An 18,305-nucleotide genomic window follows, 5' to 3' on the forward strand; every position below is an offset into this window, starting at 1 on the left:
ACCAGCACCGAATGAGCACCCGCGGTGCTGTGCTAGTCTCGCCTGATGGACGACCTCTCCCCCGCACTGGATCTGCCGGATCACCTGCTCATACTGCTGCAGGAAAACCCCGCAGGCTGCAGCGAATACGAGCTGATTCAACAGCTCAAGCGCCGGCACAGCACGCACGTGCCCAATCTGCCGCTGACCGACAAGTTGGTGCTCTTTCGCACGCACTTTCTGGTCTTCAACGCGCTTTATCTGCTGCGCGACCGACTCTGGGCCAATACTACTGGCCATCTGCAGATCAGCCCGCTGCATGTTCAATTGCTTCCTTATACGAGCGCCAGCGCCGGCATAGCCGAGCAGGACGCCCTGCGCGCGTACTATCTTGATCTCTCCAACCTGAGAAATACCGACGAAGACGACGTCGAGCGCCTGCTCGCAAGCTTCTGGACGCGCATGCAGGGTAGCGACGAGAAGCGTGCTGCGCTGGAGTTGTTCGAACTGGATCGCTCGGTTCACCCGCTTACGCTTGAAGTTATCAAGCGGCGCTATCGTCAGCTGGTCGGCCTCCACCATCCGGATCGCGGCGGCAGCACGCAGCGCCTGCAGTCAATTAATCTGGCGATGGAAATACTCGAGCGCTATTACCGCTGACGCTATAGCTTCGAAACGCTCTAACCTCGCTGATGCATTGCCGATTGTCATTCCTATACTGCGACATAAGGTCGCACGCGCCGTCCTCGATGACGACCGCCAGGCGAAGCGACCCTCCATAAACAGAGGAGACGCTGGCATGATCAATCACGTTTGGGGTTTGTTCACTCACCCTGGCCAGGAGTGGACCGAAATCCGCGGCGAAGAGGAAACCGTCAGCCACATGTACCTGACGCATGTGTTGCTGCTCGCTGCGATTCCGGCGATATCGGCGTACATCGGAGCCACGCAGGTGGGCTGGAGCATCGGTGGTGGAGAGCCAGTCAAGCTGACGCAGGCCAGTTGCATGCAGCTGGCGATACTTTCCTACTTCGCCATGCTGGCTGGCGTTGCCGTGATGGGAGGCTTCATCCACTGGATGGCGCGCACCTACGACGCCAATCCGACACTTACCCAGTGCATCGTCTTCGCCGCTTACACCGCGACCCCACTATTCATAGGCGGGCTTGCCGGACTCTACCCGCACCTGTGGCTCGGCATGCTGGTCGGTACGGCAGCGGTCTGCTACACGGCCTACCTGCTCTATGTGGGCCTGCCTAAGTTCATGAACATCCCCGAAGACGAGGGCTTCATGTTCTCCAGCTCGGTGCTTGCCGTGGGGCTGGTAGTGCTGGTGGCGATCATTGCGCTGTCGGTGATCACCTGGGGCATGGGCATCGGCCCGGTATACGTGCGCTGACCGGCGCAATCCTCTGCCAGGCCGCCTCCGGGCGGCCTTTTCGTTTGCCAAACACCGAAGCCCATGACGCAGCGCGAGACCTGTCAAGGGAAACCCTCACCGCATCTGCCGTTCTAAAGCCATAACACCGCTGCTGACTCCTGTCTCAGCGACCCTCAAGGCAGACGGAGACTCGGTATGATCCCGCACTTTGTAACATTGCTCACCCGCCCCGATCAGGCGTGGGCCGACATTCGCCGCGACGAAGAAAAGAACAGCTCCAACTACCTTGTCCACTTGCTGCTCTGGGCCCTGCTGCCCGCGATCTGCATGTTCATCGGTACGCGCTACGTGGGCTGGAGCCTGGTGGAAGACGAGCGTATCTGGCTCGACACCCGCAGCGCCTTTCAGCTGAGCGCGCTGATCTACATCACCATCATCGCCGGCACCTTCATCATGGGCTTCTTCCTGCGCTGGATGTCGCGAACCTTCGATGCCCGCCCGACGTTCAACCAGTGCGTCGGCTTCATCGCTTACGTCATCACACCGTTCTTCCTGGCCGGGCTTGGCGCGCTTTACCCGACCCGCTGGATCGCCATCCTGGTGCTGGTGGCCGCGGGGGCGTACTCGACCTACCTGCTCTTCGTAGGCCTGCCGACCTTCATGCGCCTCGACAACCGCAACACCTTCCTCTACGGCGCCTGCACCTGGGGCGTAGGCTTGCTGGTACTGGTCAACCTGAAAGTGCCGATGATCCTGTTCTGGATGCTCGCACTCGACCCAACCTACGAGCGCGATATTCCGCAGAATCAGAGCTATGGCTTCGAGGAGAATCGACCGCAAGAGGAACCGGGTGGCGTGGATAATGAACGCCGCTTCAACGAGCGCCCCAACGAGTGACGAAGCGATACTGCTTGGCCGGGCATCGTTTGGCATAATGCAGCGCTCTCAGGAGTTGCCCAATGCCCGAGCGTCTCAATGCCCGTGTCGAAGCCTGCTATGCGCTGGCCGAGCAGTTTTTCAACCGACGCTTTCGGCGTCCCGAGGTGAGCTTCAAGCTGCGCGGCCAGAAAGCCGGCGTGGCCCACCTTCAGCAGAACCTGCTTCGCTTTAACGAACAGTTGTATCGGGAGAACACCGAGCACTTCCTGCGCCAGACCGTCGCCCATGAGGTGGCGCATCTGGTCGCCCATCAGATGTTCGGCTCACGGATTCAGCCGCACGGCGAGGAATGGCAGCTGATCATGCGTGGCGTGTACGAGCTGCCACCTGATCGCTGCCATACCTATGCCGTTCAACGTCGAGCTGGCACCCGCTATGTCTATCGGTGCAGCTGCGTGGATCAGGATTTCGACTTTACGCCCCAGCGCCATGCGCTCGTGGCAAAAGGCCGCCGCTACTACTGCCGCCGCTGCAAGACGACATTGTCGTTCACCGGCGAACAGCGCCGCGAATGATGCCGTTCCGGCGTCGTTAGAGCGCCCTCGCCCTCCAGCCAGCAACGACGAACAGCGCCGCCAGCAGCGCCATCAACGGCAACCAGCCGGCATGATCCCAGACGTAGCCTGCGCCATAGCCGACCACACTCGAACCCAGGTAATAGGCGCACAGATACAGTGCAGATGCTTGCGCACGCGCCTCCCTCGCGTGGCTGCCGACCTGGCCGCTGGCTACTGCATGCGCGGCGAAAAAGCCGAGGGTGAACAGCGCGAGTCCTAGCACGATAGCCGCCAGCCAGGGCGTCGCGCACAAGCCTACGCCGAGCAGCATCAACGCCACCCCGCCCCGCAACACTCTTCGCGCGCTGAAGCGTGGCACCAGGCGCCCCGCCCATCCAGCGCTGAAGATGCCAGCCAGGTAGACCACGAAAAGCAGACCGATAAGCGTCGAGGACAGGCCAAACGGCGCGCCAGCCAGACGAAAGCCGATGTAGTTGAACAACGCGACGAAGCCGCCCATCAGCAGGAACCCCTGCAGGAACAGGTTGCGCAGCGTGGGGTTGCGCAGATGCAGGCGGAAATTTGCCAACAGATTACGTAGCGAGAGTGGCTGCGCCCTGAAATGCCGGGATGCCGGCAACAACCAGACAAATAACGCCAGCGCCAGCAGGCCCAGCGACGCGATGCCACCAAGGGCCAGCTGCCAGCCACCCAGATCGCTAAGCAAGCCCGACAAAAGGCGCCCGAGCATTCCCCCTAGCGCGGTGCCACCGATGTAAAGCCCCATTGCAGCAGGCAGCGACTCCGGCTCGAACTCTTCACCGACATACGCCATCGCGAGCGCCGGCAAACCGCTGAGCGCCAACCCCAGCAACGCACGCAACACCAGCAGCAGTTGCCAGGACTCCACCAGCACGCAGGCCAACCCAAGCAGGCTGGCCAAGCCGAGCGCGGCCGCCATCACCGGTTTGCGCCCCCAGCTCTCTGCAAGCGCACCCGAGATCAGCAGGCAAAGCGCGAGCGACAACGTCGTCAGCGACAGCGCCAGGCTGCTGCTGGCAGCGGACACGGAAAAGTGTGCGGCCAGCATGGGCAGCAACGGCTGGATGCAATACAGCAGGGCGAAAGTAGCGAAGCCGGCACAGAAAAGCGCCAACGTCGCGCGCCGATAGGCAGGCGTACCGCGTTTGAGGTGGGTGCTGTCGACAATCATCAGAATCTTTTCCCGCGCTGCATGGCCCGCAAAAAAAAAACCGCGCAGGCTAGCACAACCTCGCGCAAAAGCGCATGCCAGAGCTTCCGAAGCGCACCGCTGATCGCCAATAAAGAGCTAATCCGTGCCAACGGTCGAAACGAACGTTGCCCTCCACGGGTCTCTGACTAGACTCCCTATATGCCAGTCGGAGTAAAACAATGACAGTAACGCCGAATGACACCCGCCCCACCCCCACCTCGATCAAGCGGGATGAAACCCGCCTCTTCGTCTTTCTGATCGTATTCCTGTTTCCCATCCTTAGCGTCGTGCTGGTGAGCGGCTACGGCTTCATCGTCTGGATCGTGCAGATGATCTTCGGACCGCCAGGCCCGGCGTAAGCCGACCGTTGCCGATAGAACCGCACGTCGCCCTATCACCAATAAAAAACGGAATAACTGATGGGTACCCCCCTGCATATCGCCAGCCTGCTGGTGCACTGCCGTCCTGAGTGGCTGGCGGCAGTAAAGGCCAACCTGCAACTGTTGCCCGGCCTTGAGCTGCACCAGGAAAACGCCAGCGGCAAGCTGGTGGTAGTCCTGGAAGCCGAACACGAATCACGCATCCTTGCCGCGATCGACCACATCCAGCAATTACCTGGCGTGCTTAATGCCGCATTGATCTATCACGAAGAACTCCTCGAAGGAGACGCCTGATGAGCCTTACCCGACGCCAATTCGCCAAAGCCAACGCAGCAGCGATTGCTGCAACCGTGGCCGGTATGCCCATCGCCTCTACGGCGAGCAATCTGGTGACCGAAGCCGATGCCACCAACCTGAAGTGGGACAAGGCCCCCTGTCGCTTTTGCGGCACCGGCTGCGGCGTCATGGTGGCGACTCGCGAGGGTCGCGTCGTCGCCACTCATGGTGACGTGAAGGCAGAGGTCAATCGCGGCATCAACTGCGTTAAAGGCTACTTCCTGTCGAAGATCATGTACGGCTCGGATCGCCTGACCCAGCCACTGCTACGCATGAAGGACGGCAAGTTCGACAAGCAGGGCGAGTTCCAGCCGGTTACCTGGGACCAGGCCTTCGACATCATGGAGGAGAAGTACAAGGCGGCGCTCAAGCAAGGCGGTCCGGAAGCCATCGGCATGTTCGGCTCGGGACAGTGGACGATCTGGGAAGGCTACGCTGCGAACAAGCTGATGAAGGCCGGTTTCCGCTCGAACAACATCGACCCCAATGCACGTCATTGCATGGCCTCGGCAGCGTTCGGCTTCATGCGCACCTTCGGCATGGACGAGCCCATGGGCTGCTATGAGGACATCGAGGCCGCCGACGCCTTCGTTCTCTGGGGCTCGAACATGGCGGAGATGCACCCGGTGCTCTGGACCCGCGTGACGGATCGCCGCCTGAGCGCGCCGAACGTCAAGGTGGCGGTCATGTCGACGTTCGAGCATCGCAGCTTCGAGCTGGCCGACATCCCGATGATCTTCAATCCGCAGACTGACCTGGTCATCCTCAACTACATCGCCAATCACATTATTCAGAGCGGCGCGGTAAACAAGGACTTCATCGAGAAACACACCAAGTTCGCTAAAGGCGCGACGAACATCGGCTATGGCTTACGTCCGACCGACCCGCTTGAACTCAAAGCCGAGAATGCTGCGGTAGCGAACACCTGGACCGACATCAGCTTCGAGGATTACGCCGAGTTTCTGAAAACCTACACGCTGGAATACGCCACGAAAGAATCCGGCGTGCCGGCCGAGCGGCTCCAGGCGCTAGCCGAACTCTATGCCGACCCGAAGGTCAAGGTGATGTCGTTCTGGACCATGGGCTTCAACCAGCACACCCGAGGTGTCTGGGCGAACAACATGATCTACAACATCCACCTGCTCACCGGAAAAATCAGCGAGCCGGGCAACAGCCCCTTCTCGCTCACCGGCCAGCCTTCGGCGTGCGGCACGGCCCGTGAAGTAGGCACCTTCTCCCACCGCCTGCCGGCAGACATGGCCGTTGCCAACCCGAAGCACCGCGCCATCGCCGAGAAGATCTGGAAACTGCCGGAAGGCACCATCCAGGAGAAGCCTGGCTTCCACGCGGTCGATCAGAGCCGCAAGCTCAAGGACGGCGTACTGAAGGTCTACTGGACCCAGGTGACCAACAATATGCAGGCCGGTCCGAACGTCATGCAGGAAATCCTGCCGGGCTGGCGTAACCCGGAAACCTTCATCATCGTCTCGGACGTCTACCCCACCGTTTCGGCCCAGGCCGCCGACCTCATCCTGCCCAGCGCCATGTGGGTGGAAAAGGAAGGCGCCTATGGCAATGCCGAGCGCCGTACCCAGTTCTGGCATCAGTTGGTCACCGCGCCTGGGGAAGCGCGCTCCGACCTCTGGCAGCTGGTCGAGTTCTCCAAGCGCTTCAACGTCGACGAAGTATGGCCGGCCGAGCTGCTCAGCAAATCACCAGAGCTCAAGGGCAAAACCCTGTACGACGTCCTGTTCAAGAATGGGCAGGTGGACAAGTTTCCCAGCGACGAAATCGCTGAGGGATACGCAAACCACGAGGCCGAAGCCTTTGGGTTCTACCTGCAGAAAGGTTTGTTCGAGGAATACGCCGAATTCGGCCGCGGCCACGCCCACGATCTGGCTCCGTTCGAGACCTACCACGAAACCCGCGGTTTGCGTTGGCCGGTGGTCGACGGCAAGGAAACCCAGTGGCGCTACCGTGAAGGCTATGACCCCTATGTCGAAGCCGGCAGCGAGGTGCAGTTCTACGGCTACGGCGACAAGAAGGCGATCATCTTCGCCCTGCCCTATGACGTCCCGGCCGAAGTACCGGATAAGGATTACCCCTTCTGGCTCAGCACCGGACGGGTACTCGAGCACTGGCACACCGGCAGCATGACCCAGCGGGTCGACGAGCTGCATCAGGCGGTTCCCGATGCGCTCGTCTACATGCACCCGGAGGATGCCCGCAAGCTCAATGCGCGCCGCGGCAGCGTGGTCAAGGTCATCAGCCGGCGCGGCGAGATGCAGGCGCGGGTGGAAACACGGGGCCGCAACAAACCTCCGATGGGGTTGATCTTCGTGCCGTTCTTCGACGCCAACAAGCTGATCAACAAAGTCACCCTCGACGCCACCGACCCGATCTCCAAGCAGACCGATTACAAGAAATGCGCCGTGAAGATCGAAGTGGTCAGCATCGCCTGAGGAGAACCGCCATGAAATTCCGTTTACTGCCGCTGACCCTGCTTGCGGTGTTCGGCCTGGCCATCGCTGCCGAAACCAACTATCCGCTGGACGCTCCGGCTCCGGACGGACGCCGCCCAGGCGGGACCATTACCCAGGAGTTCACCCCACCGAAGCTGCATGACGAGGAAAACAAGGACATCAGGCGCGAGCGCAACTATCCGGAGCAACCGCCGACCATCCCGCACAGCATCCGCGGCTACCACGTCGACAAGAACGCCAACAAATGTCTGAGCTGCCATAGCAGGGCCAACAGCGCACGTGCGCAGGCGCCCATGATCAGCATCACCCACTACACCGACCGCGATCACCAGACCCTGGCCGCTGTCGCACCGCGTCGCTACTTCTGCACGCAGTGCCACGTGCCTCAGCACGATGTGAAGCCACTGGTGGAAAACCGCTTCAAGAACATCGACGAGCTGCTGTACCGGGAAACCTCACCATCCACCAGCGGAAACTGAGGGGGCCTGGATGAAGTCGATCAAGTCGTTTCTCACACGTTACTGGGGCGTCCTACGCCGGCCCAGCGTCCATTACAGCCTTGGTGCGCTGACGCTCGGCGGTTTCGTCGCCGGCATCATCTTCTGGGGCGGTTTCAACACCGCGCTGGAAGCCACCAACACGGAGGCCTTCTGCATCTCCTGTCACGAGATGGAAGACAACGTGTACATGGAGATCAAGGACACCATCCACTACAGCAACCGCTCCGGGGTGCGAGCAACCTGCCCGGATTGTCACGTGCCACACCAGTGGACCGATAAGATCGCGCGCAAGATGCAGGCCTCGAAGGAGGTCTGGGGAAAGATCTTCGGCACCATAAGCACCCGCGAGAAATTCCTCGACAAGCGTCGTGAACTGGCGGAACACGAGTGGGCACGTCTCAAAGCCAACGACTCGCTCGAATGCCGCAACTGCCATGATTTCGGCTATATGGATTTCACCCGGCAGGGCAAGCGCGCATCGGAGTTCCACTCCACTGCACTGGCCAACGGTGAGGCAACCTGCATCGATTGCCATAAAGGCATCGCGCACAAGCTGCCAGACATGAGGGGCGTGCCAGGCTGGTAATGGCACCAAATGCTTGGCAGCTGTACCAGCCATGTACCCAGCGACGCAAAAAAAGCCCTGACCAATGGTCAGGGCTTTTTCGTATCGCTCTTCGCCATCAGGCCTTGGGCAAAGTCACGCCACGCTGGCCCTGATATTTGCCGCCGCGATCGCGGTAGGACACCTCACACTCCTCGTCGGACTCGAGGAACAGCATCTGCGCCACACCCTCATTCGCGTAAATCTTTGCCGGCAGCGTGGTGGTGTTGGAGAACTCCAGGGTTACATGCCCTTCCCACTCAGGCTCCAGCGGCGTGACGTTAACGATGATGCCGCAACGTGCATAGGTGCTCTTGCCCAAACAGATAGTCAGCACATTGCGTGGAATACGGAAGTACTCGACGGTGCGCGCCAGGGCGAAGGAGTTTGGCGGAATGATGCAGACGTCGCTCTTGATGTCGACAAAGCTCTTCTCGTCGAAATTTTTCGGGTCGACCGTCGCCGAGTTGATGTTGGTGAACACCTTGAATTCATCGGCACAGCGCACATCGTAGCCATAGCTGGAGACGCCGTAGGAAATCAGCCGATCATTGCCTTCGGTGCGCACCTGGCGCTCGACGAAGGGCTCGATCATGCCGTGTTCCTGGGCCATGCGGCGAATCCACTTGTCCGATTTGATGCTCATGGCTGGCGTCCTGTTTGGGGAAATGGGCGTGCGAAGACGCGCATCTTACCGACCCTCGTGCGCCTGTTAAAGCATGGCCAGCATGCGCGGCGCAGAGCTCATCACATCCGGGAGATGCCTCTTGGAGAAGAAATCCAAAATAAAGCTCGCTTTGCTCCAGAAAAAAGGTATTGTTACTGGGCTGCTGCTGCATGTGTCACCGTGAATCGCTACATGTTTAGATTTCGATCCAAATATCGATACGACTCCTATCTCCTTGCACACAGTGATGTTCGGACCCTTTCAGTCCGCACTTTATTCTTCAAAACTTGGTTCAAGGAGACATCAAATGTCCAATCGCCAAACCGGTACCGTTAAGTGGTTCAACGATGAGAAAGGCTTCGGCTTCATCACTCCGCAATCCGGTGACGACCTCTTCGTACACTTCCGCGCCATCCAGGGCGACGGTTTCAAGAGCCTGAAAGAAGGCCAGCAAGTTTCCTTCGTCGCTACCCGCGGCCAGAAGGGCATGCAAGCTGAGGAAGTTCAGGTTATCTAACCTGAGTCTTCTCTGAAAAAGCCCCGCTTCGGCGGGGCTTTTTTGTGCCTGCGATTTATCGTTGAAGTACGGACGGTGGCGCCTGGCGCCACCGTCGCCAGAGATCAGTCCTCGGAAATAACGATCTTCGGCATCGACTGCGCAATGATCTGCCCGCTCTGGGCGATGCGCGCACCAACGGTACGCGCCACTTCCTGATAGATCATGGCGATCTGGCTTTCCGGGTCGGCAATCACCGTCGGCTTACCTGCATCCGCCTGGCTGCGGATCGCCATCGACAACGGCAGCGATGCCAGCAGATCGACGTTGTACTGCGCCGCCAGCTTCTCACCGCCACCCTCGCCGAACAGATGCTCCGCATGGCCGCAGTTCGAGCAGATATGAATCGCCATGTTCTCCACCACACCGAGCACCGGAATGTTCACTTTGCGGAACATCTCCACACCTTTCTTCGCGTCGAGCAGTGCTAGATCCTGTGGCGTGGTCACGATCACTGCGCCGGTCACCGGGACCTTCTGCGCCAGGGTCAGCTGGATGTCGCCCGTTCCCGGCGGCATGTCCACCACCAGGTAATCAAGATCGTTCCAGGCAGTCTGGGTAATCAACTGCAGCAGCGCGCCGGAAACCATCGGTCCACGCCAAACCATCGGTGTCTTGTCATCGGACAGAAACGCCATGGACATGACCTGTACGCCATGAGCCTCCAGCGGAATGAACGCCTTACCGTCGCGAATCTCCGGGCGCGTGCCCTCAGCAATGCCGAACATAATGCCCTGGCTCGGACCATAGATATCCGCATCCAGTACGCCCACCCGCGCACCCTCGCGCGCCAGCGCCAAGGCAAGGTTGGCAGCAGTGGTGGACTTGCCGACCCCACCTTTTCCCGAGGCTACGGCAATGATGTTCTTCACGTTGGCCAGAGCCGGCACCTGGTCCTGCGCCTTGTGCGGACGCACCACGCAATCGACCTGGACATCGGCACGACTGACGCCCTCCAACTGCTCGATCGCCATTGCCAACATCTGCGCCCAGCCGCTACGAAACAGCGCAGCGGCGTAGCCCAGCTCCAGCTGCACACTGACCCGATCACCCTGCACATCGATCGAACGCACACAGCCTGCGCTTACCGGATCCTGATTCAAATGGGGATCGGTGTACTGGCGCAGTACGGTTTCCACAGCTTCACGGGTGACGGACATGGTTACTCCTAGAAAGACCGAGCAAATCAGACAGGCATCTTACCCCGCCCGCTAGTTCCGAGCCCACCGACGACCGGGAGACGCGATCACGCCCGCCAGATGGGGCAATGCGGGTGAAAAATAAGCGCCGGACCTTTATAGTTGCAGACTTTCTTTCGCAATTCCGACTGCAGATTTCCCATGTCCGAAGCTCGCCAGATTCTCGTTACCAGCGCACTGCCCTACGCCAACGGTTCGATCCACCTCGGCCATATGCTCGAGTACATTCAGACGGACATGTGGGTGCGCTTCCAGAAGCTGCGCGGCAATCAGTGCATCTACGTCTGCGCCGACGACGCCCACGGCTCGGCGATCATGCTGCGCGCTGAGAAGGAAGGCATCACGCCGGAACAGTTGATTGCCAACGTGCAGGCCGAACACGGCAGTGATTTCGCCGACTTCCTGGTGGACTTCGACAACTTCCACTCCACCCATTCGGAAGAAAACCGCGAGCTGGCCGAGCTGATCTATACCCGCCTGCGCGACGCCGGCCACATCGCCACCCGCTCGGTCACCCAGTATTTCGACCCTGAGAAAGGCATGTTCCTCGCCGACCGCTTCATCAAGGGCACCTGCCCGAAGTGCGCCGCCGAGGACCAGTACGGCGACAACTGCGAAAAATGCGGCGCCACCTATGAGCCGACCGAGCTGAAAGATCCCCGTTCGGCGATCTCCGGCGCCACGCCGGTGCTGAAGGACTCCAAGCACTTCTTCTTCAAGCTGCCGGATTTCGAGGCCATGCTGAAGGAGTGGACCCGCGGCTCCAACGAACGCGGCACAAATCTGCAGGAGTCGGTCGCCAACAAGATCGCCGAATGGCTCGACGGCGGGCTGCAGGAATGGGACATCTCCCGCGACGCACCCTACTTCGGCTTCGAGATCCCGGGTGAGCCGGGCAAGTACTTCTACGTTTGGCTGGATGCGCCGATCGGCTACATGGCCAGCTTTGAGAATCTGTGCAAACGCCGCCCGGAGCTGGACTTCGATACCTTCTGGAGTAAGGACTCGACTGCCGAGCTGTACCATTTCATCGGCAAAGACATCATCAATTTCCACACCCTGTTCTGGCCGGCCATGCTCGAAGGCGCGGGTTTCCGCAAGCCGACCGCCGTCAACGTGCACGGTTACCTGACGGTGAACGGACAGAAAATGTCCAAGTCGCGCGGCACCTTCATCAAGGCACGCACCTATCTCGATCATCTCAATCCCGAGTATCTGCGCTACTACTATGCCTCCAAGCTCGGCCGTGGCGTCGACGATCTCGACCTGAACCTCGAGGACTTCGTGCAAAAGGTCAATTCCGACCTCGTCGGCAAGGTGGTCAACATCGCCAGCCGCTGCGCGGGCTTCATCCACAAGGGCAATGGCGGAGTGATGGTCGATGCCAACCCTGAGCCCGAACTCTGGACCGCCTTCCAGGAAGCTGCACCGGGTATCGCCGATGCCTATGAAGCACGCGACTTCGCCCGGGCCATGCGCGAAATCATGGCGCTCGCTGACCGTGCCAACGCCTGGATCGCCGACAAGGCGCCCTGGGCACTGAACAAGGTCGAAGGCAAGCAGGCCGAGGTACAGGAAATCTGCGCCTTCGGCGTCAACCTGTTCCGCCAGCTGGTTATCTTCCTCAAGCCGGTGCTGCCGAACCTTGCCGCCGCTGCCGAGCAGTTCCTCAATGTTGGGCCGCTGCGCTGGAACGATCACGCAACGCTGCTGGCCAATCACCAACTCAACGCCTTCACCCCACTGATGACTCGTATCGAGCCGGCGAAGATCGAAGCCATGATCGAAGCTTCCAAAGAAGACCTCGCCTCCAGCGAAGCCTCAGCTGCCCCGGCAGGTAATGGCGAACTGTCCAAGCAACCGATCGCCGCGGAAATCAACTTCGATGCGTTCGCCGCGGTCGATCTGCGTATTGCGCTGATCGAGAAGGCCGAGTTCGTCGAAGGCGCCGACAAGCTTCTGCGTCTGACCTTGGACATCGGTGATGCCAAGCGCAACGTTTTCTCCGGCATCAAGAGCGCCTACCCGGACCCAAGCAAGCTCGAAGGTCGTCTAACTCTCTACGTCGCCAATCTGGCGCCGCGCAAAATGAAATTCGGCATGTCCGAAGGCATGGTCCTTGCGGCCGGCCCAGGCGGCAGCGAGATCTACCTGCTCAGCCCCGATAACGGCGCCAAGCCAGGCCAGCGCGTCATGTAACGCGCCTCGCGAGCCGGATCAACCATCCGGCTCGCGAAGCTCGACGCCATTACGGATACGCCATGAGCGAGACTGTTGATCCTTCCCACTGCCCGCTCTGCGGTCAGCCCAACCAGTGCGGCGAGTGCGACCCAGCAGCAGCCCAGCCTTGCTGGTGCTTCACAATACCCATCCCCGATCGCGTGCTCGAGCGCATTCCTGCCACGCACAGAAACCAGGCCTGCATCTGCCCGCGCTGCGCCCGCGGCGAATCCGCCACTCCCGATGCGCCTTGATCGCTATCTCGCCAACCGCGCACGCCTAAGTCGTCAGGACGTTCGCTGTTTACTAGCTGAAAGCCGAGTGCAGGTGAACGGTGAAACCAGCCAGATCATGGATCTGGAAATCCGCGTATTTGACCGAATCGAGCTGGACGGAGAACTACTGCAAGAGGGGAAAGCGGCACGCTACCTGATGCTGCATAAGCCGGCAGGCTGCGTCAGCGCTACTCAGGACGCGACACACCGAACCGTGCTCGACCTGATCGACGAACCGGACAAGCAAGACCTGCACATCGCCGGCCGCCTCGACTTCAATACCACCGGCCTTATGCTGCTCACCAACGACGGTCAGTGGTCCCGCCGCCTGACCCAACCGACCAGCCTGCAGGGCAAGGTCTACCTGGTTGAAACCGAAGACGAAATTGACCCAGCGTGCGTCGACGCTTTTGCCCGAGGCATGTACTTCCGTTTCGAAAACCTCACCACCCTTCCCGCCGAACTCGTGATACTCGCTTCAAACAAGGCCCGCCTCACCCTGCACGAGGGCCGCTACCATCAGGTCAAGCGCATGTTTGGCCACTTCAACAACAAGGTTACCGCCCTGCACCGCGAACGCATGGGCCACCTGATACTGGACACAGCACTGGAGCCTGGTGATTATCGGCCGCTAACCGAGCACGAGATCGCCCAAATCTGAACCCTTTTCGCCCACCTGCCAGAAAAAGCCCACGCCAGCCTTCATTTCACCCAAACCTTCTGGTACAAAGGCACCCCTGAGCGGGCGTCGTATAATGGCATTACCTGAGCTTCCCAAGCTCATGACGAGGGTTCGATTCCCTTCGCCCGCTCCAGATTCTACGGGGCCTCTATCGAGGCCCCTTTTTATTTGGTGACAGTAACGGCGACAGTTACTGCCTCGCCGATCCGCTGCAAACCGTCACCAGCAGCCCGCTTTTCGACCATTTCTAACCCCTACGGGTCCATGCAGAACAGGCAGCATGCGATCACGCAAACAACCATGTGTGACGTTCTAAACACAAAAAAGGCCTCACGGAGCGATCCGCGAGGCCTTTCCTTTACATCCTAAATGAGTCGCAAAAACTTACCTGACTCGGCTCGCATTTTCTACGGAAACCAAAGTGCTAGGGTTTCAGCTCCCGGCAACACTGTATTAATGGCCAACTGCTCTCTAGACCAGCTTGCATCAATGAGTGAACCGCCCTACGCTGCCGCCCGGAAAAGCTAACCAATTTGTATCACTGCCCTACCTTAGAACATGACACAACAAATGACCTTCAGAAAAGACATCAATGGCCTGCGCGCCTGGGCCGTAATAGCGGTCATTCTTTATCACTTCGGGATCGCGGGTTTTTCCGGTGGCTTTATTGGTGTCGACGTATTTTTCGTGATATCGGGATTCCTGATGACAGGAATCATAGTAAACGGGATCGAGAAAAGTTCAAAAAGTGATAGAGAAAAACATTTCTCTATCATGGACTTTTACTTATCACGAGCGAAACGAATCATCCCAGCCTTGCTGGCCGTCTGCATTGCGACAATGATTGCCGGATGGTTCTTCCTATCACCCGCGGACTATCGCACACTTAGCACGCACACCATCAGCGCACTTGGCTTTTTCTCCAACATAACTTTCTTCAGTGAGGCTGGGTATTTCGACGCGTCATCCCATGAAAAATTTCTTTTGCATACTTGGTCGCTATCAGTTGAATGGCAGTTCTATCTAATATTTCCTTTATTTCTCGTAGCAGTTTGGAAGACCAAGCCTGGGCGAACGCCCTTGAGCATAATGATTACGCTTGGACTCGCAATTTCACTTCTGCTATCGATTTATGCCTCCACGAAAAACCCAACCGCAGGATTTTATTTACTCCCAACTAGAGCTTGGGAAATGCTGGCAGGCGCCCTAATTTATTTTATTGCCCCATCGATTAATCTTTCGGCTCAACATAAGAAAGCTCTCGAAGCAATTGGCTTTATTTTAATTATCACGTCCATCTTCATCTTCGATGCAAATAGCACGTGGCCTAGCTGGAAGGCATTGATCCCAGTAGCAGGCACGGTGCTTGTACTCATTGCATCTCGTCAACATTCGTTCTGGACCGGCAATCGGGCTATACAAGCTGTGGGCGACTGGTCCTACTCGCTATACCTGTGGCACTGGCCTTTCGTTGTCGCCTTGGTTTACATGCAACTGCAGGATCAAGCAGAAGCAATCCTCGTTGGAATCACCCTGACGTTTTTACTCAGCGTTTTTTCGTATCGACTGATTGAAAAACCAGCACGCACCAGATTAAACCAAACATCTAGATTAGCCGGAGCAACAACTATTATCTTCGCCGTCGCGAGCATAATGCTAACCGCCCAGGTTGTCATAATAAATAGCGGCGTCCCTTCAAGGCATACAGCCCAGACCAATGCAATTTTTGAAGAGGCTAACAACAAGCGCCCTAAACGGGAAAAATGTCATGTTTCTGGAGACTCATCATCCAAGGGATGCAGCTTTGACCCAGACCAAATCGGCGCTATTGTTATCGGCGATAGTCATGCTGAAGCGATAATCAGCTCAGTAGAAAAATCAACGCCAGATGCTAGCATCAAGGTTCTAGACTGGACAATGTCAAGCTGCCCAACAATCTCGGGCATAAAAACGGTAAAACCTTCTTCCAATATCTGCAGCAAGTTTATATCCGAAAACATAGAAAAATCCATATTAATCCCCAATAGCGCACCGATTGTAATAATCAACAGGACATCAACTTATATTTTCGGCCCAAACGAGCCAGAGCGAAAGAGCGAAGCCGGCACTCCAGCCTTCTACATAAGCTCGCCTCAATACAGTGTAAACAAGGACTTCCTCAATGAAATGAGAAAGGCAATAATAGATACTGCTTGCGAGTTGTCAAAGACGAGGCAGGTCTATATGGTCCGGCCAATCCCTGAGCTCAAGCTAAACGTGCCCACTACGATGGGGCGTTCACATATCATGGGCCAGCCCACTAGAGTCTCCATTTCTCTAGATGAATACCATCAGCGCCATAACTTCGTATGGAAAGCACAGGATATGGCAGCTAGTCAGTGCGGCGTAAAGATCCTCGACCCCTTGCCATACCTCTGCCGGGAGGGTCGTTGCTGGGGCGACGTCGATGGATTACCTCTCTATTACGATGATGACCACTTGAGTGAGCGCGGTAGTAGCCTGCTGGTGCCGATGTTCCGCCAAGTATTTGAAGACGCGCGCGAGGCGAAAGAGGCCACTGCTGGGGAAAAAGCCATGACCGACAATGGCATTGCCAAATCTTCGGGTAAGTAGCATTTGAGCCTATGAATGGTTAGCACTCTGCATAGTCCCTGCGAGCAGAGATTCTTAACCCTCGCTGACACCTTACCAATCAACGATAGGCAGAGACTTTCTGCGCATAGTCCTGACAGGCTTTCAGGGCGATCAGTCCTTGGTCGCCATCGTCGGTGATGCCGACAATTCGTTGAGCATGCGCTGCGTCAAGTTCGGCTCGCGCGGTTCCATGAACCACGCCTCCGGCTGCGGCACGGGCTGGCACTGCGCAGAGCGCACCTCCAGATGCTGAGTCGACGAGGACTGACAACCGGAGTTCAGTAGTAGCGAGGCGATCGCGCAGGCGATCAGCAACGGTCTTTGCATCGACAGATTCCTTGTGGCGGGTGGCGGAGGATTTCTGCAGCTGCAGCTCCAGCTGCAAGCGCTTGTCCTGCTCGGTGCGCAGTTGGGCGTATGAGGCGCGTGCGATTTCGTCCAGCGTGTTGGCATGGAGCAGATCGCGCTGAGCTATCTGCTCTTCCAGCGCCCGACCTTGTTTCGCTAGTTGCTCACCAAGTCGCCACCCATTGGCAAGCCAACCGGCGCCAAACAGGCACGCCGCAAGCAGCCCCACTGCGAGCCGCCGGAACTGGGCCGGTATCAGGTCGGTCAGTTGCATCCCAACACCTCCCGCGCCTTGCCCCACAGCAGCCGGCGCTCGGTGATGCCATTGGCACCACCGTTGATGCGCCTGGTGATATCGAGGAAGCGGTCTCCATCTGCCAGCGCGTTGAGACCGTTAGCGAACCAAAACCAGGCTGCCGACTTCGCCGCCCACTCGGGCTGTTCCAGCAGCTCGGGGCTCGCCAGCAGGTCAGCGCCGAGCGCCTCGCCGCACGCGCGATAGTTTGCTCGGCCGGTGAGCTGGATCAACCCGCGGCCACGGAATCGCCAGCCATCGCCGCTCTCGACGGTTCCGTTACCCAAGCGGTTGGCATATACGTGATTGGCGATTCGCTCTGGCTGCCGCTCAAGGCGCTGCGCAAGTGCGTTCGGCTGACCGTCGGGAGCGAGAAAGCGCGTGGGCCAGCTCGAGGCCAAGCCGGAGGCGCTGTAGTTGAGGTTTTCCACCAAGCGCCGCAGGTGGCCCGACTCATGCCCGACTTGGGCAAGGAATGCCGCGCGGCGCATTGGACTCTCAATCTCGTAACGGTTCATTGCTCGATTGAGCGCAGGAACAAAAACGCCCGCTACAGGGCGGGCGGTGGGAAGGATGTGCAGCAGCTGCTGCACTGTCAGGGGGCGCATGGTTCTCTCCGAGCAACAAGCGGAATCAGAAAGAAAAAGCCCCGCGCAGGGCAGGGCTCTTCGGGGGCGGTGGGCAGCCTATTCAGCCGGCCATGGGTGTTCGGCTTGAATCTCGGCGAAGCGGGCCAGCCCGAGCGCCTTGGCTACCTCGGCGGCCTCGGCATTGCCAATCAGGCCTTCGCGCTGCGCCTCTGCGAAATAGCGATCAGACCCAATCAGCGGGTCAGCGTACGCACGCAGACGCTGCGCCTCGACCTGGGCGCGGGTCGGCGGGGACGGGGGGGGAATATCGACCCATGCGGGGCGGCCGCCCGAGCTCCCGAGCTTCTTGCCGACCGGCGCTGGCTGCCGCCAATAGCGATCACTCTCCTCATCAGTCAACAGCACCGCGTCGGCGGGCCAGGTTTCGGTGGTATAGGTGCCGTCATTCTTCCAAGCGGCCGGAATGAAGCCGCCGAGCGATTCGCTAAAATAGGTCACTGCATCAG

General features: G+C 58.8%; 20 protein-coding genes and 1 tRNA gene. 15 read left to right on the plus strand and 6 right to left on the minus strand.

The window, feature by feature from the left end:
- The first annotated feature begins 45 nt into the window (after window positions 1-45).
- From UIB01_RS15120 to UIB01_RS15135, 4 genes are all read left to right on the plus strand, one after another.
- Window positions 46-639 (plus strand): DNA-J related domain-containing protein, encoded by a 594-nt coding sequence (locus UIB01_RS15120; RefSeq protein WP_038662209.1) that lies wholly within the window; start codon window positions 46-48, stop codon window positions 637-639.
- Window positions 640-778: 139 nt separating this feature from the next.
- Window positions 779-1,378: a Yip1 family protein gene (locus UIB01_RS15125; protein WP_038662211.1), complete on the plus strand. Its 600-nt coding sequence runs from the start codon at window positions 779-781 to the stop codon at window positions 1,376-1,378.
- 177 nt (window positions 1,379-1,555) lie between these two features.
- Entirely contained in the window at window positions 1,556-2,257 is a 702-nt protein-coding gene (locus UIB01_RS15130; RefSeq protein ID WP_038662214.1) for a Yip1 family protein, read from the plus strand.
- A 62-nt stretch (window positions 2,258-2,319) separates the two neighbouring features.
- Entirely contained in the window at window positions 2,320-2,814 is a 495-nt protein-coding gene (locus UIB01_RS15135) for a SprT family zinc-dependent metalloprotease (RefSeq protein ID WP_038662217.1), read from the plus strand.
- A 16-nt stretch (window positions 2,815-2,830) separates the two neighbouring features.
- Here the strand turns inward: UIB01_RS15135 and UIB01_RS15140 are convergent, their stop codons facing one another.
- Entirely contained in the window at window positions 2,831-4,009 is a 1,179-nt protein-coding gene (locus UIB01_RS15140; protein WP_038662220.1) for an MFS transporter, read from the minus strand.
- A gap of 200 nt (window positions 4,010-4,209) precedes the next feature.
- On the opposite strand from UIB01_RS15140, the gene napE reads away from it, so the two are divergent.
- The 5 genes from napE to UIB01_RS15165 are packed head-to-tail and all read left to right on the plus strand — an operon-like array spanning window position 4,210 to window position 8,315.
- On the plus strand, window positions 4,210-4,389 hold the full coding sequence (gene napE / locus UIB01_RS15145) for a periplasmic nitrate reductase, NapE protein (protein WP_015277781.1): 180 nt from the start codon (window positions 4,210-4,212) through the stop codon (window positions 4,387-4,389).
- 60 nt (window positions 4,390-4,449) lie between these two features.
- Window positions 4,450-4,704: a chaperone NapD gene (locus UIB01_RS15150; RefSeq protein WP_038662223.1), complete on the plus strand. Its 255-nt coding sequence runs from the start codon at window positions 4,450-4,452 to the stop codon at window positions 4,702-4,704.
- Window positions 4,704-7,208 carry a nitrate reductase catalytic subunit NapA gene (napA, locus tag UIB01_RS15155; RefSeq protein ID WP_038662226.1) on the plus strand — a complete coding sequence of 835 codons (2,505 nt, stop codon included), beginning with the start codon at window positions 4,704-4,706 and terminating at the stop codon, window positions 7,206-7,208. Before UIB01_RS15150 ends, napA begins: the two co-directional genes overlap by 1 nt.
- Window positions 7,209-7,219: 11 nt before the next feature.
- Window positions 7,220-7,708 carry a nitrate reductase cytochrome c-type subunit gene (locus tag UIB01_RS15160; RefSeq protein ID WP_038662229.1) on the plus strand — a complete coding sequence of 163 codons (489 nt, stop codon included), beginning with the start codon at window positions 7,220-7,222 and terminating at the stop codon, window positions 7,706-7,708.
- A gap of 10 nt (window positions 7,709-7,718) precedes the next feature.
- The gene (locus UIB01_RS15165; RefSeq protein WP_038662232.1) at window positions 7,719-8,315 is read left to right on the plus strand and encodes a cytochrome c3 family protein; all 597 of its coding nucleotides are present in this window, start codon (window positions 7,719-7,721) and stop codon (window positions 8,313-8,315) included.
- A gap of 97 nt (window positions 8,316-8,412) precedes the next feature.
- On the opposite strand, the gene dcd is transcribed toward UIB01_RS15165, so the two are convergent.
- On the minus strand, window positions 8,413-8,979 hold the full coding sequence (gene dcd, locus UIB01_RS15170; RefSeq protein WP_003302346.1) for a dCTP deaminase: 567 nt from the start codon (window positions 8,977-8,979) through the stop codon (window positions 8,413-8,415).
- 328 nt (window positions 8,980-9,307) lie between these two features.
- Between dcd and UIB01_RS15175 the strand changes: the two genes are divergently transcribed.
- A complete protein-coding gene (locus UIB01_RS15175) occupies window positions 9,308-9,517 on the plus strand; it encodes a cold-shock protein (RefSeq protein ID WP_003282211.1) in 210 nt (69 codons plus the stop codon).
- Window positions 9,518-9,621: 104 nt separating this feature from the next.
- On the opposite strand, the gene apbC is transcribed toward UIB01_RS15175, so the two are convergent.
- Entirely contained in the window at window positions 9,622-10,716 is a 1,095-nt protein-coding gene (gene apbC, locus UIB01_RS15180; RefSeq protein WP_038662235.1) for an iron-sulfur cluster carrier protein ApbC, read from the minus strand.
- A 180-nt stretch (window positions 10,717-10,896) separates the two neighbouring features.
- Between apbC and metG the strand changes: the two genes are divergently transcribed.
- The 5 genes from metG to UIB01_RS15200 all read left to right on the plus strand — a co-directional run bounded on the left by metG (window position 10,897) and on the right by UIB01_RS15200 (window position 16,545).
- On the plus strand, window positions 10,897-12,954 hold the full coding sequence (gene metG, locus UIB01_RS15185; RefSeq protein WP_038662238.1) for a methionine--tRNA ligase: 2,058 nt from the start codon (window positions 10,897-10,899) through the stop codon (window positions 12,952-12,954).
- 62 nt (window positions 12,955-13,016) lie between these two features.
- Entirely contained in the window at window positions 13,017-13,229 is a 213-nt protein-coding gene (locus tag UIB01_RS22840) for a cysteine-rich CWC family protein (RefSeq protein WP_080695094.1), read from the plus strand.
- Window positions 13,219-13,911, plus strand: coding sequence for a pseudouridine synthase (locus UIB01_RS15190; RefSeq protein WP_038662241.1), 693 nt, complete (start codon window positions 13,219-13,221; stop codon window positions 13,909-13,911). Before UIB01_RS22840 ends, UIB01_RS15190 begins: the two co-directional genes overlap by 11 nt.
- Window positions 13,912-13,991: 80 nt before the next feature.
- Window positions 13,992-14,065 (plus strand) — tRNA-Gly (locus UIB01_RS15195).
- A 437-nt stretch (window positions 14,066-14,502) separates the two neighbouring features.
- On the plus strand, window positions 14,503-16,545 hold the full coding sequence (locus UIB01_RS15200) for an acyltransferase family protein (RefSeq protein WP_051605091.1): 2,043 nt from the start codon (window positions 14,503-14,505) through the stop codon (window positions 16,543-16,545).
- 79 nt (window positions 16,546-16,624) lie between these two features.
- On the opposite strand, the gene UIB01_RS15205 is transcribed toward UIB01_RS15200, so the two are convergent.
- From UIB01_RS15205 to UIB01_RS22525, 3 genes are all read right to left on the minus strand, one after another.
- Entirely contained in the window at window positions 16,625-17,188 is a 564-nt protein-coding gene (locus UIB01_RS15205) for a lysis system spanin subunit (RefSeq protein ID WP_038662245.1), read from the minus strand.
- Window positions 17,179-17,817, minus strand: a complete 639-nt coding sequence (locus tag UIB01_RS15210) for a glycoside hydrolase family 19 protein (RefSeq protein WP_038662248.1) — start codon at window positions 17,815-17,817, stop codon at window positions 17,179-17,181. The genes UIB01_RS15205 and UIB01_RS15210 overlap by 10 nt, the downstream gene beginning before the upstream one ends.
- Before the next feature lie 78 nt (window positions 17,818-17,895).
- Entirely contained in the window at window positions 17,896-18,297 is a 402-nt protein-coding gene (locus UIB01_RS22525; RefSeq protein ID WP_051605092.1) for a hypothetical protein, read from the minus strand.
- Between the last annotated feature and the right edge of the window lie 8 nt (window positions 18,298-18,305).

It is taken from the genome of Stutzerimonas decontaminans (assembly GCF_000661915.1).
In the GTDB taxonomy this organism is placed as follows: domain Bacteria; phylum Pseudomonadota; class Gammaproteobacteria; order Pseudomonadales; family Pseudomonadaceae; genus Stutzerimonas; species Stutzerimonas decontaminans.

Excerpts from the sequence above, each read along its gene's own strand:
- UIB01_RS15130 (WP_038662214.1), top strand. The coding sequence starts at position 1,556 with ATGATCCCGCACTTTGTAACATTGCTCACCCGCCCCGATCAGGCGTGG.
- napA (WP_038662226.1), top strand. The coding sequence starts at position 4,704 with ATGAGCCTTACCCGACGCCAATTCGCCAAAGCCAACGCAGCAGCGATT.
- UIB01_RS15135 (WP_038662217.1), top strand. The coding sequence starts at position 2,320 with ATGCCCGAGCGTCTCAATGCCCGTGTCGAAGCCTGCTATGCGCTGGCC.
- metG (WP_038662238.1), top strand. The coding sequence starts at position 10,897 with ATGTCCGAAGCTCGCCAGATTCTCGTTACCAGCGCACTGCCCTACGCC.
- UIB01_RS15160 (WP_038662229.1), top strand. The coding sequence starts at position 7,220 with ATGAAATTCCGTTTACTGCCGCTGACCCTGCTTGCGGTGTTCGGCCTG.
- UIB01_RS22840 (WP_080695094.1), top strand. The coding sequence starts at position 13,017 with ATGAGCGAGACTGTTGATCCTTCCCACTGCCCGCTCTGCGGTCAGCCC.
- napE (WP_015277781.1), top strand. The coding sequence starts at position 4,210 with ATGACAGTAACGCCGAATGACACCCGCCCCACCCCCACCTCGATCAAG.
- UIB01_RS15190 (WP_038662241.1), top strand. The coding sequence starts at position 13,219 with ATGCGCCTTGATCGCTATCTCGCCAACCGCGCACGCCTAAGTCGTCAG.
- UIB01_RS15205 (WP_038662245.1), bottom strand. The coding sequence starts at position 17,188 with ATGCAACTGACCGACCTGATACCGGCCCAGTTCCGGCGGCTCGCAGTG.
- UIB01_RS15120 (WP_038662209.1), top strand. The coding sequence starts at position 46 with ATGGACGACCTCTCCCCCGCACTGGATCTGCCGGATCACCTGCTCATA.
- UIB01_RS15165 (WP_038662232.1), top strand. The coding sequence starts at position 7,719 with ATGAAGTCGATCAAGTCGTTTCTCACACGTTACTGGGGCGTCCTACGC.
- UIB01_RS15210 (WP_038662248.1), bottom strand. The coding sequence starts at position 17,817 with ATGCGCCCCCTGACAGTGCAGCAGCTGCTGCACATCCTTCCCACCGCC.
- UIB01_RS15140 (WP_038662220.1), bottom strand. The coding sequence starts at position 4,009 with ATGATTGTCGACAGCACCCACCTCAAACGCGGTACGCCTGCCTATCGG.
- UIB01_RS15175 (WP_003282211.1), top strand. The coding sequence starts at position 9,308 with ATGTCCAATCGCCAAACCGGTACCGTTAAGTGGTTCAACGATGAGAAA.
- UIB01_RS15150 (WP_038662223.1), top strand. The coding sequence starts at position 4,450 with ATGGGTACCCCCCTGCATATCGCCAGCCTGCTGGTGCACTGCCGTCCT.
- UIB01_RS15125 (WP_038662211.1), top strand. The coding sequence starts at position 779 with ATGATCAATCACGTTTGGGGTTTGTTCACTCACCCTGGCCAGGAGTGG.
- UIB01_RS15200 (WP_051605091.1), top strand. The coding sequence starts at position 14,503 with ATGACCTTCAGAAAAGACATCAATGGCCTGCGCGCCTGGGCCGTAATA.
- dcd (WP_003302346.1), bottom strand. The coding sequence starts at position 8,979 with ATGAGCATCAAATCGGACAAGTGGATTCGCCGCATGGCCCAGGAACAC.
- apbC (WP_038662235.1), bottom strand. The coding sequence starts at position 10,716 with ATGTCCGTCACCCGTGAAGCTGTGGAAACCGTACTGCGCCAGTACACC.